This is a genomic window from Hominiventricola filiformis, assembly GCF_020686965.1.
Classification (GTDB): domain Bacteria; phylum Bacillota; class Clostridia; order Lachnospirales; family Lachnospiraceae; genus Hominiventricola; species Hominiventricola filiformis.
The window spans coordinates 1-17,750 of record NZ_JAJEPS010000007.1 but is presented as its reverse complement, the minus strand read 5'-3'; the positions used below and the strand labels follow the sequence as shown (position 1 = coordinate 17,750).

General features: G+C 44.3%; 14 protein-coding genes. All 14 read right to left on the bottom strand.

Features of this window, described 5'->3' with window-relative positions:
• Positions 1-6: 6 nt before the first annotated feature.
• Positions 7-1,179 (bottom strand): hypothetical protein, encoded by a 1,173-nt coding sequence (locus LKD36_RS08465; RefSeq protein ID WP_308459333.1) that lies wholly within the window; start codon positions 1,177-1,179, stop codon positions 7-9.
• Between the two features lie 45 nt (positions 1,180-1,224).
• Positions 1,225-2,325: a DUF4428 domain-containing protein gene (locus LKD36_RS08460; RefSeq protein ID WP_308459332.1), complete on the bottom strand. Its 1,101-nt coding sequence runs from the start codon at positions 2,323-2,325 to the stop codon at positions 1,225-1,227.
• 34 nt (positions 2,326-2,359) lie between these two features.
• Positions 2,360-3,814 (bottom strand): SPFH domain-containing protein, encoded by a 1,455-nt coding sequence (locus tag LKD36_RS08455; RefSeq protein WP_308459331.1) that lies wholly within the window; start codon positions 3,812-3,814, stop codon positions 2,360-2,362.
• 202 nt (positions 3,815-4,016) lie between these two features.
• Positions 4,017-5,615, bottom strand: a complete 1,599-nt coding sequence (locus LKD36_RS08450) for a response regulator transcription factor (RefSeq protein ID WP_308459330.1) — start codon at positions 5,613-5,615, stop codon at positions 4,017-4,019.
• Between the two features lie 22 nt (positions 5,616-5,637).
• On the bottom strand, positions 5,638-7,035 hold the full coding sequence (locus LKD36_RS08445) for an extracellular solute-binding protein (protein ID WP_308459329.1): 1,398 nt from the start codon (positions 7,033-7,035) through the stop codon (positions 5,638-5,640).
• Positions 7,036-7,190: 155 nt separating this feature from the next.
• The gene (locus LKD36_RS08440; RefSeq protein ID WP_308459328.1) at positions 7,191-8,024 is read right to left on the bottom strand and encodes a hypothetical protein; all 834 of its coding nucleotides are present in this window, start codon (positions 8,022-8,024) and stop codon (positions 7,191-7,193) included.
• Positions 8,025-8,095: 71 nt separating this feature from the next.
• The gene (locus LKD36_RS08435) at positions 8,096-9,136 is read right to left on the bottom strand and encodes a CAP domain-containing protein (protein ID WP_308459327.1); all 1,041 of its coding nucleotides are present in this window, start codon (positions 9,134-9,136) and stop codon (positions 8,096-8,098) included.
• An 87-nt stretch (positions 9,137-9,223) separates the two neighbouring features.
• Positions 9,224-12,259: an InlB B-repeat-containing protein gene (locus LKD36_RS08430; protein WP_308459326.1), complete on the bottom strand. Its 3,036-nt coding sequence runs from the start codon at positions 12,257-12,259 to the stop codon at positions 9,224-9,226.
• A gap of 297 nt (positions 12,260-12,556) precedes the next feature.
• Positions 12,557-14,023 carry a bifunctional metallophosphatase/5'-nucleotidase gene (locus tag LKD36_RS08425; RefSeq protein ID WP_308459325.1) on the bottom strand — a complete coding sequence of 489 codons (1,467 nt, stop codon included), beginning with the start codon at positions 14,021-14,023 and terminating at the stop codon, positions 12,557-12,559.
• A gap of 40 nt (positions 14,024-14,063) precedes the next feature.
• Entirely contained in the window at positions 14,064-15,530 is a 1,467-nt protein-coding gene (locus tag LKD36_RS08420; RefSeq protein ID WP_308459324.1) for a right-handed parallel beta-helix repeat-containing protein, read from the bottom strand.
• Positions 15,531-15,743: 213 nt separating this feature from the next.
• The gene (locus LKD36_RS08415) at positions 15,744-15,923 is read right to left on the bottom strand and encodes a PTS system mannose/fructose/sorbose family transporter subunit IID (protein WP_308459447.1); all 180 of its coding nucleotides are present in this window, start codon (positions 15,921-15,923) and stop codon (positions 15,744-15,746) included.
• A complete protein-coding gene (locus LKD36_RS08410) occupies positions 15,919-16,596 on the bottom strand; it encodes a hypothetical protein (protein ID WP_308459323.1) in 678 nt (225 codons plus the stop codon). The genes LKD36_RS08415 and LKD36_RS08410 overlap by 5 nt, the downstream gene beginning before the upstream one ends.
• Position 16,597: 1 nt before the next feature.
• Positions 16,598-16,999 carry an ATPase gene (locus LKD36_RS08405; RefSeq protein WP_308459322.1) on the bottom strand — a complete coding sequence of 134 codons (402 nt, stop codon included), beginning with the start codon at positions 16,997-16,999 and terminating at the stop codon, positions 16,598-16,600.
• Positions 16,989-17,441, bottom strand: a complete 453-nt coding sequence (locus tag LKD36_RS08400; RefSeq protein ID WP_308459321.1) for a DUF4869 domain-containing protein — start codon at positions 17,439-17,441, stop codon at positions 16,989-16,991. Before LKD36_RS08400 ends, LKD36_RS08405 begins: the two co-directional genes overlap by 11 nt.
• Positions 17,442-17,750: the final 309 nt, after the last annotated feature.

The window sequence follows — 17,750 nt, the reverse complement described above, 5'->3', positions numbered from 1 at the left end:
CGTTACTTATTTAAGCCAGTCCTCACTAATATCTCTGAATTCAGCTGCGGATACCATAGCTTCCAGGAAATCTAAGCTCTTCTGGTACTGAGAGGCCTTATCCTCCTTAAAAGCCTTCGTTGCGGATGCCAAAGCGATTGCATCTGTAATTTTATCCGTGTCCACAGAAGTAGATGCATACATCTCATAATTAACATCACTTACCGTCAGACGTACATAATTCTCTACATAAGACGGATATTCCACCTGTTTTAACTTGCCAGGATAGCCTGCAATCGTGCAGTCTACATAGCCATCGCTTTCCGTTACTTCCATATAAGAATTCTTACAAGTATTGTCGATTTCTGCAGTGATACACAGCGGAATATCGCCATCTTCCTGTATTTCTGCCGCCAGCGCATAAACACTTGCTCTTCTTAGTTCCTGCTTTACTTCAGCTTCCTGACCGTTATACTCAAAGGTCATCGGAAGAGAACAAAGGCCACTGCCCTGATAGAGACGGCCGCTTCTGTCTTCCTTGCCCTCATAATCGGTGGTTGCAGACAGAGTTTCCAGCATCATATCTCTTGTTTCTGCCAATTCTTTTACATCCTTGAACTCCTCACCGCCGGTATAGAATTTGAGATCCATATACATTTCCACTCCATCCGCATAAGGTCCCATATCAACGGTGTATTTCCAGCTAGTAGTATCTTCTTCATACACTGCATCATGACCGGACACTTTCACTTTCTCTCCCTTCTCCATGATTGTGGGAAGATTCTCAGTTGTTGTGGCGGTAAGGCGTGCATCCACGTGTACTGACTGTTCATCCGAAATCATTGCTTTATACAGGTATCTCTGTTCTGCGCCCACCGGATCCGTATCACTTAAAAGCTTAACCTCCCATTCAGAGTCAAACTTTGGAAGATAGAAACTTGCCTGTGCCTGAAGCTTCGGATTTGTCAGCAGAAACTCTGTGGCATTCTCCGGAATTCTGGACTGAGGCTCTTCCGGCTCAGCCTCTTCCACTTTCCCTTCTTCCTCTTTTGGTTCGTCCACTTTTATTTCTTCTGTTGTCTCTTTCGTTTCAGGCTCAGCGGCATCGGTCTCTGCCGGTTTATTACCTCCGCCGCATGCAACCAGGCCAAATGCCATAATCACTGCCAGTACAACTGTTAAAATTCTTCTGTTCTTCATAAATCAGCACCTCCTTTTGCTGCTGTTTTCTCTGCTAGCTCTCTGCTATAATGGACTTCCGCACTGCGGGCAGAATTTCGGCAGATGTGTCGGATCTGTCGGCTCCCAGCCACAGTTGCTGCAGCGGAGACGCCGTGCTGCCGGCTGCGGAGAACCACAGTTCTGACAGAATCTTCCGGTATTTGTCATGCCACAGGAGCAGACCCAGCTTCCATTCTGCATCCCTGTCTGGCCCTGCATCATGTTCGGATTCTGCATCCCTGCCTGGCCCTGCATCATGTTCGGATTCTGCATCCCTGCCTGACCCTGCATCATGTTCGGATTCTGCATCCCTGCCTGGCCCTGCATCATGTTCGGATTCTGCATCATTCCGGCACCAGCCATGCCTGCACCTGCACCAATCCCGCTCACAACGGAGTTGACGAATCCCTGCCCATCAGCCATATTATTGATCACATTTGCTGCCACACTTCTCGCTGTCGGCTGACCGGTCAGAACAGCTACGATTTCATCTGCCATCTGCTGGTACTTACGGTAATCCATATTATATTCCGGATGTACCATGCTCTGACGGCGGCTGCCCATCATTCTTCCCATGCCTGCACCCATACCGGTAGCCTCATCCACAATCTCAATATCACTCGAGTTCAGGCGGAAACGAATCTGGCTGAACCACGGATGTCTGACTGAAATCTCAATATAGAAGTTATAGGAATAGCAGAATCTCGGCGGATTATAACTGACTTCCTTCCCCTGGGCATCCTCCTTCTTCAGTTCCGTGTCATCCACCTGTAGATCCAGATTACAGGAAATCACATCGGAAAGAGGAATGATATCCGGATTCGCCTTTAAAATATCACTGGAAGAGGTGACAACAAAACGTTTTCCCAGTTCATCAACCATTACCTTCATCCGGTCACCGATGATACGGGTTGCCCGGAAGCCTGCGATCTGGCGCTGGTTTTCTTCACGATAAGCCAGCTGCTGTTTGATCTCCTCCACCGTAGACGATTTTCTCTCAGAGAAAAATGGGGAAAGCTTTGCCGCACAATCTTTACAGAGGTTTCCATCCTCTAATTTCCGGTTGCCAAGAAGACCGATCTTTTCTCCACACACATCACAATACTTTTTATCAAAAAATCCCATCTATAATCCTCCCTTCCTTTTTGTCAGTCAGTCTTTAGTTTGTAACATCCCCATCATCGAAGGGGTCGCCACACTCCGGACAGAATTTCGGCGGATGTGCCGGATCTTCCGGTTCCCAGCCACATTTATCACAACGGTATAACGGTGCTCCCGCCGGTTTCTTTGCGCCGCAGTTCTGACAGAACTTTCCTTTATTCACCGCTCCACAGGAACAGGTCCATCCGTCACTGTCTGCCGGCTTCGGTGAACCACATTCCGGACAGAATTTTCCGGTGGCGGTTGCTCCGCATTTACACGTCCAGCTTCCGGCTGCCGGCTGCGGTTCCGGTTTCTTTGCTCCGCACTCCGGACAGAACTTTCCGGTAACGGTTGCGCCGCACTGGCATTTCCATCCCTCGGCTGCCGGCTGCGGTGCACTCGGTGCTGCTGCCTGGGGCTGTGCCGGCTGGGGTGCTGCTGCCTGATTCTGCTGCTGGCCCATTGCAAAGAGGTTCTGGGCATTCATACCGCCCATTCCACCTGCATTCATAGCCATACCCATTCCCATGAATCCGGTCATCGCTCCTGCATTGTTGTTTGCCGCTGCTTTCATGGCATCGATCTGTCCTCCTACCAGGCGGGCTGCCGCTGTATTCGGATTCGTTGTCATTGCATTTTCTTCCCACTCGGTCAGTTTCAGACGCTGATCATCCGGAATGCTTAAGGAATTGATATTGAAAGAAAATACCTCAATACCACGTTTTTCCTTCCAGGTTTTTGAAAGGACATCATTCAACGCATCCGAAAGCTCCAGGGTGTGGGCCGGAATTTCATAGTACTGAATCTTCTTTGCAGAAAGAGTTGCCAGTGCCGGCTGCAGGGCCGTCATCAGTTCTCCCTTTAAGCGAGGTGCGATCTCCGTACTTTCATAGTCGCTTTCTACATTTCCGCAGACATTGGTATAAAACAGAAGCGGATCACTGATCCGATATGTAAAATTACCGTTACAGCGAAGATCTACGGACAGTTTATATCCCAGCTCCTCATTTACCACTACGCGGAAGGGAATCGGGGTCGCTGTTCCATAGAGGATCTCTCCCATCTCCTTTGTGTTAATGTAGTAAACACGCTGATCCTTTCCGGTATCTCCGCCAAAGGTAAAACGTTTGCCGACTACCTTGAAGGTCTCACGAATGCTCTCGCCCAGATTTCCTGCAAAAATACTTGGCTCTGAAGAAGTATCGTACGTAAATTCTCCCGGCTCCGCACAGACCTCAACGACCCTTCCCTGCTCTACGATCAGCATACACTGTCCGTCTGCAACTGCGATACCGCTTCCATTGGAAATAATGTTGTCATTTCCTTTCGTATTGGATGAACGTCCTGTGATACGTTTCTGTCCCTTCGTTACCAATACGTCTTTGCCCAGTGACTCACAATAGAAAAACTCTTTCCATTGATCCGCAAGTGTGCCGCCTAATGCTCCCATACCAGCTTTAATCAATCCCATAAACAGATCTCCTTTCTTTGTTTTCCCTTTTGATTTGATCTGATGTCAGCATAGCAGTTTTTACAGAAAAAATATATGCGAACCATTGGAATATCTGACGATTTTCACAATTTTCCAACGATTCGCATACAATATATTGATGCCAATTATTCTTATATACCATATATAGTAAAAGGGAATCCTGCGAACAGGATCCCCTTTTTTATCTGTTTTTTAGTTCATCCAGACGGCCGCACCGCCGGAAAAGGTCCACATACACCATCAGTTCTTCCCGGTTGGATACTTCCAGTTTTCGGTTGATACTGGTGTTATGCTTACGCACGGTTGCCACGCTGACAAAGCTCCGCTCCGCAGCTGTCTGTACATCACATCCGTCAATAAATAACTGAAAAATCAATAATTCCGCAGGTGTCAGCCTTCCGACCCGGACTTTGAATTCCTGGAGCATGGCATCAATCTCCGGCGGCAGCTCACTGGTCTTTAGCTCCTGACTTCTGGTCTGCAGAAAAGATACCAGTGCATCAATCTCTGAGATGCCGGAACGGATTCTGGCATTCTGGCCATCTTCTCCCGTCTTTGTCTGCTGCACAGCCTTCAGGCTTCGCACAATCGGAGCTGAAAAATGTCCCGATGCACCTCCCGCCATGAGAAGGATCAGAATCAGAAACACGAAGGTTCCTGCATACCAGATCAGGCGGCTCCGAAGAGATGCCTGATGATAACTCTCCTCCGGCAGCAAAGTTAAAATCATAGGCTGCCGGCCGCTGCATAATCGTGCATCCAGCGGACTGGAAAAGCCAAAATAACGATCCGTTTCGGTGGTGGCTGTCTGATAGTATTTCCCATTTCTGACCTTCAAAAGACCATCCGGTTTCAGGTAGGTTCCTGCCGCATTGCCGATCATGGATTTCGACAAGTCGTATTTTCTGCCCTCTGCCGGGGCAAGGAGTGTAATCATATTTCCAAACCGGCTTTCCGCAGCCGGATAGGAAAGGACAAAATAGAGCTGACTAAGTTCCACTCCGCAGATCCCGCAGGGAACTCCGTTCTGATCCAGAACCGGCACGCACAGCAGAATCACATCTTCCCACGTATTGCTCAGCTGGATCCGTTCCGTCCACATGGCTCCTTCTGCCAGACGGCTCTGACGAAATTCTAAAAGTGTTTCATAGCATGGAATCAATGATGTATCAAACTCCAGATTCCAGCGATTATGCATCTGAATCTGTTTTTTTCTGGCGATATCTGCCGCACCCCGGAAATATACCATATGCTGGTTGGCTGTTCCGACGGCTTTCAGATCGGAAAACCGCAGGTAGACTCCCATTCGTGACGTATCTGCAGACTCTGCCTCTGTATTCACCGTGGCATCCAGGATAAAAAATGCTCCGCTGCATGCATTGGAACGTAAGACCGTCTCCAATGTTCCATAGAGAGAATCCTCAAGATCCAGAATCAGCTGGGGATTATTATTGATATCTGCAAATGTCTTTCCCTGTTCGATCAGAATCTGCTCCATTGTCCACGTGATTTCTTCCGAAAGTCTGATGCTTCTTGCCGTCAGGAGATCCATCTGCTTTGTCATGGCAGAGACTGTATTCTGATGCTGTACTGTCAGCGTTTCGCCCAGATTCCGCTCCGATCCCGGCATAATACCTGCCGTCTGGATCAGGATCACTGCGGCTGCATATACCACCAGAACCGTACAGGCAAAATAGATCGTCAGCTTCCGCTGCATGGATACTCCGACTTCATTCCAGTGACGCAGTAAATAGTTGATCTTATGAAACAAGTGACTCATTACGTCACCGCCTTTCCTGTTCTTATGGCTGATAATCCCGCTTAAAGCTTTCCAGTGTTGCCCGTATAAGCTCCTCCCTTGGCTGCTCCGGAGATTTCAGTAAGGAGCGCCGTGCAATTTGAAGCTTCTGGCGAACCTGCTCTTCAAATCTCGTTTCCAGATCCAGATAAGCATCATACTGTGGTGCCGTATAGAATGTATATTGCTCCTGGGTCTGCTGGAACGCCTGATACAATGACTGATACATGGGATTCTGCAGCCTGGCCACGGCATCCGGAAGATAAGTTTCAAAGGATTCCTGCGTCACCGGCATATAGCCAAGCTGCGTCACAAATTCCACGTTCCGCTGGGCATCTGTCAGCCATTTCAAAAATGTCATGCAGGCCTTCTCCCTCTCCGGAGTGGACTTTACGGTACAGATTCCAGCACCCCGCTGCATCACCAGTTTTTCTCCGTCTTCGAAAACCGGACATGGCATAGAGATAATGTCCACTTTCTCTGTCGTATTATCCGCATACGTGACCGTGTCGGAATAATACAGAACGCTGGCAGACGAAGCCACTGACACAATCGCATCCCCGGTGCGCAGTGGTTCTGTAGCGTATCCTCCCTGCAGCCAGATTCCTCCCTGCAGAGCCGCATCCGCATAAGGTTCCCATACCCGTTCAAAGGCCGGACCAAAGGCAAGTCCTGTTCCATCCTTCGTAAAGAAAGATTCCCCTAAGGACTCCACCCCTACCTGAAAATAGTTAAAGTGATAATCGTGGACGAAAAATGGCTTCCCATCTCCCTCTATATCCGGCGTCTGCTCATCTGTCCATTTTGTATAATCTTCTGCCAGACGAAACACACCTTCCCAGGTTTCCAGATCGGAAAGAGAAGCGCCGCTGTCTTTGGCATAGCGGTCAAATGCCGTTTTATTCACAAACATAACCTCGGTGGATTTTGCAACCGGAAGGATAAGCTGTCGATCATTGATCTGTCCTTCTGTAAGAAATGCCGGAATAAAACGATCTAATTCTTCCTCTGAAAAATAATCCCGGTAATCAACCAGCACCGAATCATCCGGCATGGCCAGCACCGTCTTGGGATAAGAGACGAACATATCCGGCAGCTCCTCCGCTCCCGGATCATCGAAGGCAGAGGAAAGCACACTCTCATGAATCGTGTTAGTATTGGTGACACTGCCTACCTGTACCTGGATATTCTCTTCCTTTCCCACGGTCTCATTGAACTGGGCAATCATATCATTCAGCGGTGATTCTGCCTGCCCTCCATATACATGCCAGATGGTAACGGTGACAGGCTCTTTCATCGTCCCCCTGCCACATCCGGTTATTCCCATAACAACAAAAAATCCCAGAAGGCCATATCTTAGCAGACCATGGGTTTTCTTCTTATTTTTCACATACTCCCCCATATTCGATATTTTTCTCCTCCCAAAAAATCTATATTTATCTCTATTATACCTTTTTTTTCATAATTCGTATACCCAATAAGGGGATTTTACTGAAATTTCATGTAGAAAGGCAGGCAATCGAAGTTGCCTGCCTTTCTCATGTCACGTTCTTTGCTTTATAACCCTTCTACGTAGTAGGTCAGTTTTACACTTCCTGAGAAACTTCCTCTTCCACTGACTACGATCCGGTTCTTACCCGGTTTCACAATCTTAGGATATTTTATGATGTAGTCCTGGTCTATTGTGCAGGTTTTCCCTGCATAGGTCACCGTAATGTCCGGATACGGTGTCCCGTTCTGTACAAGGGAAACCTGTGCATCCTTCAGTTTCGGTCCGGTAATCTTGAATTTCACCGTTCTGCTTCCGGTGTAATTGCCAATTCCGGTAATCAGAATCTTCGCAGATCCCTTTCCTACATTATTGCTGTAGCTTAGCACATAATCTACCCCTTCTGTCAGCTTCCTCTTATTATAAGTAAGATTGACGCCAGGTGTCAGTTCGCTTCCCGTATACAGGAATTTCTTCCCGTTCACCTTTGCTTTGACCTTCTTCGCAACTGACTGGGGCTGAATTGTGAAATATACATGCTTCACACCACTATAACCGTTGGCTTCAATACCGCGGATTACAATCGCTGCTGTTCCCACATTTACATTATTTTCGTAGGATACGGTGTAATGCTTGCCCTGTTTCAGCTTCTTCCTTGTCGCAGGATCTTTTACCGTAATCTTCGGAGTGATTCCTGTTCCTTTATAGTTCTGGACCTTAATGTTGGAAACAGTTACATTCAGAGTATCCGGTTCCACTGGTGCAGCCGGTTCTGATGGGGCGGACGGAGCTGCCGGGGTAGATGGTGCCGCCGGATTACTCGGAGCAGCTGGTGTGGACGGTGTCGACGGGGTGGACGGTGATCCTGGTGTGGACGGTGTCGGCGGGGTCGGCGGTGCCACTGTGCGAACATAACCGCATACGTTACAGGTTGCGTCTGCTGCATCACTATATACGTGACTTGCTTTGTCTTTTACGCTGCCCGCCCTATCTGTACAGGAAGCAGGGTCTGTACATTCATGCCAGTGGTTTGTGTCATCCTTGCTCCATGCTCCATATGTATGTGTATGTGCTGGTTCCCATATTGGAACGGTTTAGCATAATGCCCAGAAGAATTTAACCATCCGCTCATCACATCTTCCGGCGAAACATAACCTGCTGCAATATTTTCTCTGTTCATCTTTGAACTGGCAGTATAACAGCTAGTTCCATTCGGCCTGGTGTGACTATAATATACTGAACACTCCGCCGCACGCTGCATCGCTGCTTCCAATAGTTCCTTATCCATCTGCAATGCTGACAATCCTTGCTCTGCCCGTTTTTCGTTTACAATATTCAAAATCTGGTAAGCATAGGAATAGGATGCATACTGTGTCACATAAAGTGTCTGCATAGCACCGACTGTAATATTAATTCCCCCAGATTTGAGAGATGAAGCAATTTTATCTGCATCCACATAACCGGTGCTACTGTCATAAACATTTCCCGATGCATCTACATATACTATAAATGGCATTGTAAATCTTGATCCCAAACCTACTGCACCAGCACAAGTCTGACGCAATGTTGCTGCATTGGCATTATAATTTGCCACCCGGATCATGCTATTCAAATTACCAGTCTCCGCAAGAATATCTGACGTAGAATTTCCGACAATATCAAATACATAGATATTCATACTGGAAGCACTCACAGATTTAACCATTCCATTCAATGTGTCTAATACAGAATTAGTGTTTCCGCAGCTTGAAATCCCTCCAAAAATAATCATCTGTACTTTTCCTGCATTTCCTTTGAACGAAATCGTCTGAGATGTTCGAAGATCTGTCGTAGTAAAACTAATACTTCCAATATTAGAGGATGCTTCTAATAATTCTTGTGTCTGTTCCTCTTCCAGTTCCAATTCCTGTAAGTCGTCCTCATATTCTGAATCGTTTTCCTCCAGTTCAGTAATTGATTCATCTGGCAGTTCTTCCGGTTCTGATTCCGTATCTTCTATGATATCTTCCGTCACATTACTCTCTCCTCAGGATAAAATTTTTTTATTATACTACTTTATGGTATAAAATTCCATATATTATTTCTGCTCCTGTTTTTTTCGTCATTGAATCCATTGTCCATTCTGATTAAATACATAGTTTTTCCCGTTAATAACTTTTTTCCCGGTCTGCATTACTCCGCTTCCATTCATATAATACCATTTACCGGACACTTTTACCCAGCCGGTCTGCATCACACCGCTTCCGTTCATGTAGTACCATTTACCGGACACTTTTACCCAGCCGGTCTGCATTACTCCGCTTCCGTTCATGTAATACCATTTACCAGACACTTTTACCCAACCGGTCTGCATTATTCCGTTTCCGTCCAGATAATACCAGTGTTTTCCTGATTTCAACCATTGATTTTTCAATAGTTTTCCTGATTTCCAATAATACCAGACACCTTTTTCCTTTGACCATCCTTCGTAAGTATGGGAGTGGGGCTTATAGGTAGCTTCAATTGTCGCATCTTTATCGGATGTTATGATCGTTACATTAATCGCATTTTCGTTTGGAAGTATTGCCTCAACTGATCCTGATGTCACCACCCATTTATCAAAATTTTTGGTTATTTTAGCATAGAGTGTTACTTCTTCATTTCGCTTGAATTTTCCTGGATTAGAGCTGCCCTGGATGCCTCCGTTTACGACTGTTAGTGTATGCTCTGCATCAACGGATCCAATATCTTTATATGTGGCTACCACCCACCCTTCAACCCCTTTTGTTCTAAGGGTAGTTTTGGAGTTGTTTATGTTTTCTACCGTTACCGTCTCATCTACTACTACCCACTTATCAAAGGTTTTGCCTGCTGGGGCGGGGTCCGCTGTGATATCTACCTTTCTATTATATGCATATTGTCCACTACCCTGACCGTTAATTACGTATAAATCGTATTTCGGAGCGCCTGGTATTTCTTTCTCTTTGTAGGTAGCTGTAACAGTTGCGTTTCCTCCTAATGCCGTCAATTTTGTAACTTCGCTCTTTTCATCCTCGATTTTTACATGACTTATTGCACTGGGAACCCACTTGTCAAATTCTTTGCCTTCTTCAGGAGGATTTGCAGTAATGGTAATCGTTGCATTTTTTGGTAAATCTATAGATCCTGGTGTTCCATTTTCTATGTATACTATCCGTTTCTCTGGTCCCCATATGGGAACGGTGTAGATTAGAGCTATACTTTTATTATAAGATGTGGTGTCTTTATATCTTACTTCATAGTCTCCTGGGGCCAATCCCGTAACCTCTTCATCTGGGCACTCTTTCCATGTTGTTGTGCCGACTTTTCGGTATTCCATTTCTGTTGTTGTCTTTACTATACGGCCATCATTGGCTCCTTCTGTTGTTGGCATAATACCAGCTAATTTTCTTGGACCATCCCGGTCCGCTTTAGCGATCGTCCATACAATCTCCTTGTCTTCTGTAGTGCCATCAGACCAAATATAGCCTTTATTTAAACTAGCCCTGGCAGTATAGGTACCTGCTTCTGTCGCTTTATGTCCGGTAAGTGTGCCGACAGATGAACCGCCGCCATACTTATCATTTAAATATACCCCAGTTTGTTCTTCTCCGTTATAAGTCAACTTTTTAGAATACACCTTAGCTATCAGAAGAGTAGCTGGAGAAATGTAAACTTCTCCTTTTGGCATAACAAATGTTGTTGTCGTACTCTTCACATTCTGAAACTCCACATCTGTACTATTATCATCAACTGCCCATTTCTCAAAAGCGTATCCTTTCTCAAGATCCTTGAGCTTCACGGTAAGGACAGTCCCTGCTTTTGCTTTAGAAACAGGTTCCCCTGCTTCATTCGTTATTTCAGCATTTTTGGCTTTGACGGTATATTCGCTGTCTTCTTCCCTTGGGAAGTTCACATAGATTTTTGTATAACTATTATCATCATCCCAGGCAACTTTCCAGATAGTGCCCTGATTAATTTTGACATTATCCTTTTTTAAAGTAGGTGAAATGATAGCAGCATGACCTTTCCCAGCAATGGTAATACATACACTATAATCTTTCGTTGGATCATATTTTGCATCACTACCAATGCTTTTATCAATTTGATTTAACCCATTGTAATAATTAAGCCAAACAGAATAGGCATTACCCAGATCATGACCAACATACATGTTAGAAATGCTGCCACTCCATTGATTTCTTGGCCTAAAGGTTACACCAACTGTATTTTTCAGACTTGGATAATACACATAAACCTTTAACGCATACCCCCAGAAGAACTTGCACTCCCAGTCCCAGTTCTTTATATATTCGGAATTTATTTTTACTTTACAATAAGAGTTAAGTTTATACGCGTTCTTATCGCACCTAAATTCATATATAACTGTATAGCCCTTATTAGGAGTATATACGGAAGGAGTGGAACCATTTGTGTTATTGTACCCCTCATATACAGTAACTTCTTCCAAATGTATTTTGTCTGATGGAGAATAAGCGATTGATCTAAAGTCGTTAATCTTGGTAATTTCGGTTACTGGCTTCAAATTCAGCTCTATCTCTTTAATGATTTCAGGCGAAGCCGTTGGAGAGACTGCCGCTGGAGCTAACATGATCTCTGCAGGTTCTACCGCTTCCTCCACTGCAGCATCTTGATCCGGTTGAACGGGTGCTTCCGGCTGTACTTCTTCCGGCTGTGCTTCTGCTGGCTGCGCTTCCGGCTTCACCTCTTCCGGCTGTGCTTCTTCCGGCTTCACCTCTTCCGGCTGTGCTTCTTCCGGCTTCACTTCTTCCGGCTGTGCTTCCGGCTTCACTTCTTCCGGCTGTGTTTCTTCCGGCTGCGCTTCTTCCGGTTGTGTTTCCGGCTTCACTTCTTCTGGCTGCTCTTCCGGTTGTGTTTCCGGCTTCACCTCTTCTGGCTGTGCTTCCGGCTGTGTTTCTTCCGACTGTACTTCCGGTTGTACTTCCGGCTTCACTTCTTCCGGTTGCGCTGCTGCTTCTGCCGGCTGAATGTCTTCGGTCTGATACACAGCATCTTGAGTGTCGACTTCATCTGCATATGCTGTATTGATCGGCAATAACGCCAATATCAGACAAAGTGCAAGCATGCGGCTTAACCATTTTTTTCTTTTTCTGCTCATCTTTTTTCCTCCATTTCTATTTTTTTCCTGCTTTCCTGAACGCACAACTGCTTCAGAACTTTGTTAATTTCTTTATACATGATTTTCATCGTCCTGTATATGCTAATGGTTGGAAATTTGGCCCCAAAAACAAAATTCCAATCATTGGTATACAATATATAGTATAGCAATGATTTGAATTTCTAAATATAGTATTCAAATGGTTGGATAGAAAATAGCAGCTGGTAGTCAGCCTGGGGATGCACGCGAAAATTCTATATACCAAAATGGATCAGCTGCGAGGGAAATGTTGCCTTCTCATGTCTTCACAATCAGTCTTCCTTCCACCTCACTGGAAAGGTGGGGGTTCATCATCATATATTCCTCAACAATGTCCCGATAAGAGGTTGCCAATACCCGGGGCGGTGCATTGATCTTTATCTCCTCCAGCGAAATGTTCAGGAAATTCTGTATATTCATATAATGGAATTTGGATAACGCAATGGTATAAAGCTTCTGTTGATCCAGTGCTTTCCCATTCAGGGTCAGAGTTTCAAACTCCTGCTTCCCGCGGGACCAGATGATCTGCATTCCATGGGAAAACTGATAAAATTCTGTATGTTCCCCCTCAAATGCTTCTTCCCGCAGGATGCGCCGCAGCATTCGTTCCAACTGTGTCCCATTCACCTGAAGCATATACACGGCTTCATCATAGGGCAGGCATTCCACAAGATCCTGGTAATGGACCACCGGTCCCAGTTCATAGCTCCGGATTGCTCCTGAACCCATCAGCATCAGGTCGATTCCCAGGCTGTCACACAGGATATCTGCCATCAGATTTCCCAGTGCAGTCTCCTGATTTCTTACGGGATGGGTCAGGCAATTCGTAAACCGTGTTACGATGCGGTCATATTTTTTGTCCGTTTCTTTTCTGTAATGATTGATGAACTGCTCCATTTCCTCGTCTTTTTGACAGGTCTCATTATTGATCGGGATGAGCTGCCAGGTGAAGGTATCAATTGCATTCAGGTCTGTATCCACCATAATATCAAATCGTCCGATCTGGTCCGTGCCCGTTCCGGCCTGCACAATATAGATTCCGTTTACCAGAGCCGGCTCTGTCACGAATGAATGAGAGTGGCCGCCAATGATCACATCCACACCCCAGGCAGGATCCAGTAAAGCCGCCAGTTTTTTATCCTCTTCAAAGCCGATATGCGTCAGAAGTACGGTAAAATCAATATCAATCGCATTATAGGCATTGCAGATATTTCCCACTTCCTGGGCAGCCTCTCCGATGTCCACAAAGGAACCGATCAGTTCATCTGCCTTGGTCTGTGCCAGAACATCTTCTGTGATAATTCCTATGAAAAGAATCTTCATGCCATCCATCTCTGCAATATAGAAAGGCTGGAACAGGCGCCTGCGATTGGCCCGGATATGAAAGTTTGCATTGATAATTGGGAAATTTGCACATTTTTCCAAAAACAAAAGGTGCGACAAACCATAGTCTACTTCGTGATTGCCGATCGTTGCCACATCGGGGCCCAACAGATTCATAATGCCGATCGTTGATACCCCCTTATATTCCGAATCAATGACCGAACCACGAAACATATCTCCCGCAATCGCATAGAGTACATTTTTTTCCTGCTTCCGGACCATATTGACATAACCGGAAAGGAATGAGACTCCTCCCACCAGTTTTTCATCGATCTGCTCTGCCAGAAAATCTCCATGCATATCATTAGAATGAAGAATCGTCAGTTTTTTCAGATTTTTCATAAGAAACTGCCCTCCTTCCCTCTTTCGTTCCCCCGGAGCTTTAACGATATGATACTTGTGTAATTCCCTCCGGATAATCCAGATCCTGCTTTCCATCCTCTACCGTACAGTCGGTAAATACGATAGTATTGGTCGGCGGGTTATTTCCCTCCTCCAGAAAGACCTGATAGTCATTTCCTCTGAACTGGCAATTCTCAAAGTTGACAGAAAGAGAGTCCTGACAGGTGATGAATGGACTATATTCTGTCTTTGTTTCATTTCCTATGATCTTGCAATCATCCAGAGTGATACTATAACAGCCTATGAAGGAAAACATGCTGTACTGCTCGCTGGTCATAAAACTGCAATTCGTAAATGTTGCCACTTCTACTGCTGAAAGCCACACAAGGCCATAGGTACACTCATAAATCTCGGTATCCTCTATCGTTAAACCAAAGATATTATAAGCTTCTATTCCGTAGGTTCCACTTCCGTATAAGTCACAGTTATCAATTGCGATATGGCTGCATTGGTTAAGGTAAAGTACACTTCCGGTACAATATCCGGGCTCCACTTCATGACCGCAGATCAGTCCGCGAAGGGTAATCTCCTGACATTCTTCAAATCCTAACGCTCTCGCATAGGAATTTTCCGTACTGATTTCTACTCTGGCACCTTCCTCTGCTTCGAGACATAGATTCCGCACATTTCGCACCGTATATTCTGCCAGTCCGTCATAATCCTTTATCCAGTCAATATTAGGATTTTTTATGCTGTCACAATCAAGTTCGCTGAAATTATAGGTTCCTTCCTTCAGGATAATCTTCGTCCGGCTCTGAATCGCCTCCACCAGCTCCTGCACGGTAGATACCGTTACCTCATCCACATACTGATATTCTTTTTTCTGCTCCATTTCCTTTGAGCCTTTCCGCAGATAGGTACAGATCATTACATGCTCCAGTCCCGTTTCCCGCCATGACTCCTGTTCACAATAGCGAAGTTCGTTTTCTCCAATCAGGGTCAGTGTTCGTACCGTCTCTGTTCCATCACGCCGGTTTTTTAACCGTGCGACAGGCTGACCATCCGAAGTAGGATCCTGTTTTACGAGAGCCATTCCATTAATCGATTCGTTTTCGTATCCAATGCGGCTGTAATCCGCATACAGAGTGTTTTCTTCGTCGTATATAAGGATGTCGGAAACTATCCACTCATTCTCTGCATCATAGTATGGATTATCGACCGATGGTTCTATATCGTCTACAGAATCGCTATACTCAAAACCAACAAGTGTCCAGTCTCCGCAAAAATCATCCCAATTCTCATCCTGGGATACGTCCGCTGTTGTTTCTGCTGTTGTTTCTGCCTCCGCCTCTGCATTCGCTTCCGTTTTGGTTTCCGTCTCCGCATCTGCTTCCTGCTTCTTTTCTGGCTTCGGAATTAATTTCTTGTCATCTACCTCTTTTCCACAGGCACTTAATACTGCTGCAAAAAGTATCCATGTTATCATCCATGTCATCCATTTTCTCATATACTCTTTCTTCACCTCCGTCTGATGTGTTCTTTGATTCTCCGCTTTATTTCTTTATACATGATTCTAATCATCCCGTATATACTAATGGTTGGAAATTTGGCGCAAATAACAAAATTCCAACCGTTATCATACAAGATATAGTATGGTAATGGTTGGAATTTCTAAATATAGTATTTCCGTATTTAATTTGCTGTTTTATTTTTCAGACTTCTATACACCAAGTCCAAGAATGTTCAGATAATACTCAATGATTCCAATGGCCATCAGAAGCAATACAACCACGATTGGTGATACCTTTTTCTTTAAAAGCTGCCAGGTTCCCATGATCAGTCCAAATGGTAACAGATTTAATACGAGTCCATCTAATACATTCTGTAATACTACTCTAATGTATCAATTTACCAATCACATCTTGCACCTTTTCCGACTGTATCAGCATTATCATCTTTTCATCTCCACCTTTAACCTCTGGCTGGCCACACCTAAGACTATCCGTATGCTCTGACATACAACAATCTTTATACCAGCATTCACCCATAAGAGCCCCTTTAACAGACCACTTCTCATTTTGCGTAAATTCGCCTACCAATGACTTCATCACTCGTTCTGTCGAATATCTCTTAAAACCTGCTATGTACTGTAACGTTTTTTCATCATTAATCTTTGATAAATCGATTCTGTGATTCTCAGCTGCTGCCAAAACTTCTTCACGAATTTTAATTTTATCTGTCTTTCCCGTGCCTGTCCATTCTACCAGCTTGTCAAATGCAAGAACCAGGTATTCAAAACAAATCATATCCAGAATTACAATTTTCCCTTCCGACTTACCTGTTATTGATTTCAACATACGATACTTGTTACGAACATCCTGATTATCAACCACATAATCAAATGCAACATAGTATTCATCATCATTTGTAATAGCCAAGTCTAATACTGCATCCAATAATCCCTGATTACTTCCCTTACTCTCAACTACAAGTTCATTATTTAAAAAAAGCTGGTTGACTAATTTCCAGAAGTGAAGCCCTGCACCGGTATCCTCTGTCCATAAATACCTCATATCACAACTCCTCTTCCAGTATTATCCTGTTATTATCAAACTTCAACACCTTAAAGCTCTTATCAGATACATTGAGTCCGTCACAATTTCGCAGAAAAAGCATATACTGATTAGACAACTCAAAATTAATGAATCTCCTAACATCATCATTAATCAGACAATCTGCATTATCTATCACAATAAAACTATCTCTACACTGTTTGATTGCTTCTAAAAAATTATCTGATTTATAGTTAAATAGTTTGATTGCTTTGTATTCGTCTGTCAATCTTATATCTTCCAACATTTCATAAAGTACTGTTTTGCCGGTACCACTGTCTCCACCAACAAGAGTAATTCTATCATCAAATTCCAAATCGTATGAAAATGGATCTGCTTTGAATTTAATATTTTTATAAATCATCTGCTTCTCTCCTCTCATACTCTTTACTCCACCAGGTACTATAACCTCTGCCACCGGTAACTATATCCGAATCATTAAATCTGATTTTTGCATCATCCGGTATATCAAAAAGCGTTGGTCTTGACATATAAATCTTTATATTATCCATGGCAAAAATGATTCTAAGTACATTAGGTCCACATTCCTCAACGTTTACCACCTTATCAGGGTGCTTCACAATATTAAGTAATGTCTTGCAGCCTGATGACAGATTACGGATTGTGCCCAGTCCATATTTTGTTTCTATATGCTTATCTGGCGTCAGCTTAGCCTCATCCACTTGTTGGATTAAATCGATTTCTTTTTTTGACATCTCTTCATTGCCTGTATTCAGGTTAAAATACAAGTCATTGTGAAATATCCAATCTTTTGAATCACTTTTTTCTGTATATATATCTATCATTTAATGTTGCTCCTTTTCGCCATCCTAAATATTTTCCGATCAAACTTATTACTTCCTTCACTGCCAACACCCGCTCTGCTGCATTTTCTTACCATAAACACTCCCCTGTTTTCTTATTTTCAGTATATCCATTTTTTTCTGAAAGCACAATGTTTTTTACATTGCCTCTTTTGCAGGCATTGGGATCTAATCAAAATTATTTCCGTTTTTCAGGTTCCAGATGTACATTTTTTAAAGTGTACCCTTTGTCAAGGACACTATGACTTTTTCCTTTTCAGATTTCTATTTTATATTTGTTTGTTGTGTAGA

What these genes read in the sequence shown, in the direction of transcription:
- LKD36_RS08465 (WP_308459333.1), bottom strand. Translation starts at nt 1,179, where the DNA reads ATGAAGAACAGAAGAATTTTAACAGTTGTACTGGCAGTGATTATGGCA.
- LKD36_RS08460 (WP_308459332.1), bottom strand. Translation starts at nt 2,325, where the DNA reads ATGGGATTTTTTGATAAAAAGTATTGTGATGTGTGTGGAGAAAAGATC.
- LKD36_RS08455 (WP_308459331.1), bottom strand. Translation starts at nt 3,814, where the DNA reads ATGGGATTGATTAAAGCTGGTATGGGAGCATTAGGCGGCACACTTGCG.
- LKD36_RS08450 (WP_308459330.1), bottom strand. Translation starts at nt 5,615, where the DNA reads ATGAGTCACTTGTTTCATAAGATCAACTATTTACTGCGTCACTGGAAT.
- LKD36_RS08445 (WP_308459329.1), bottom strand. Translation starts at nt 7,035, where the DNA reads ATGGGGGAGTATGTGAAAAATAAGAAGAAAACCCATGGTCTGCTAAGA.
- LKD36_RS08430 (WP_308459326.1), bottom strand. Translation starts at nt 12,259, where the DNA reads ATGAGCAGAAAAAGAAAAAAATGGTTAAGCCGCATGCTTGCACTTTGT.
- LKD36_RS08425 (WP_308459325.1), bottom strand. Translation starts at nt 14,023, where the DNA reads ATGAAAAATCTGAAAAAACTGACGATTCTTCATTCTAATGATATGCAT.
- LKD36_RS08420 (WP_308459324.1), bottom strand. Translation starts at nt 15,530, where the DNA reads ATGAGAAAATGGATGACATGGATGATAACATGGATACTTTTTGCAGCA.
- LKD36_RS08410 (WP_308459323.1), bottom strand. Translation starts at nt 16,596, where the DNA reads ATGAGGTATTTATGGACAGAGGATACCGGTGCAGGGCTTCACTTCTGG.
- LKD36_RS08405 (WP_308459322.1), bottom strand. Translation starts at nt 16,999, where the DNA reads ATGATTTATAAAAATATTAAATTCAAAGCAGATCCATTTTCATACGAT.
- LKD36_RS08400 (WP_308459321.1), bottom strand. Translation starts at nt 17,441, where the DNA reads ATGATAGATATATATACAGAAAAAAGTGATTCAAAAGATTGGATATTT.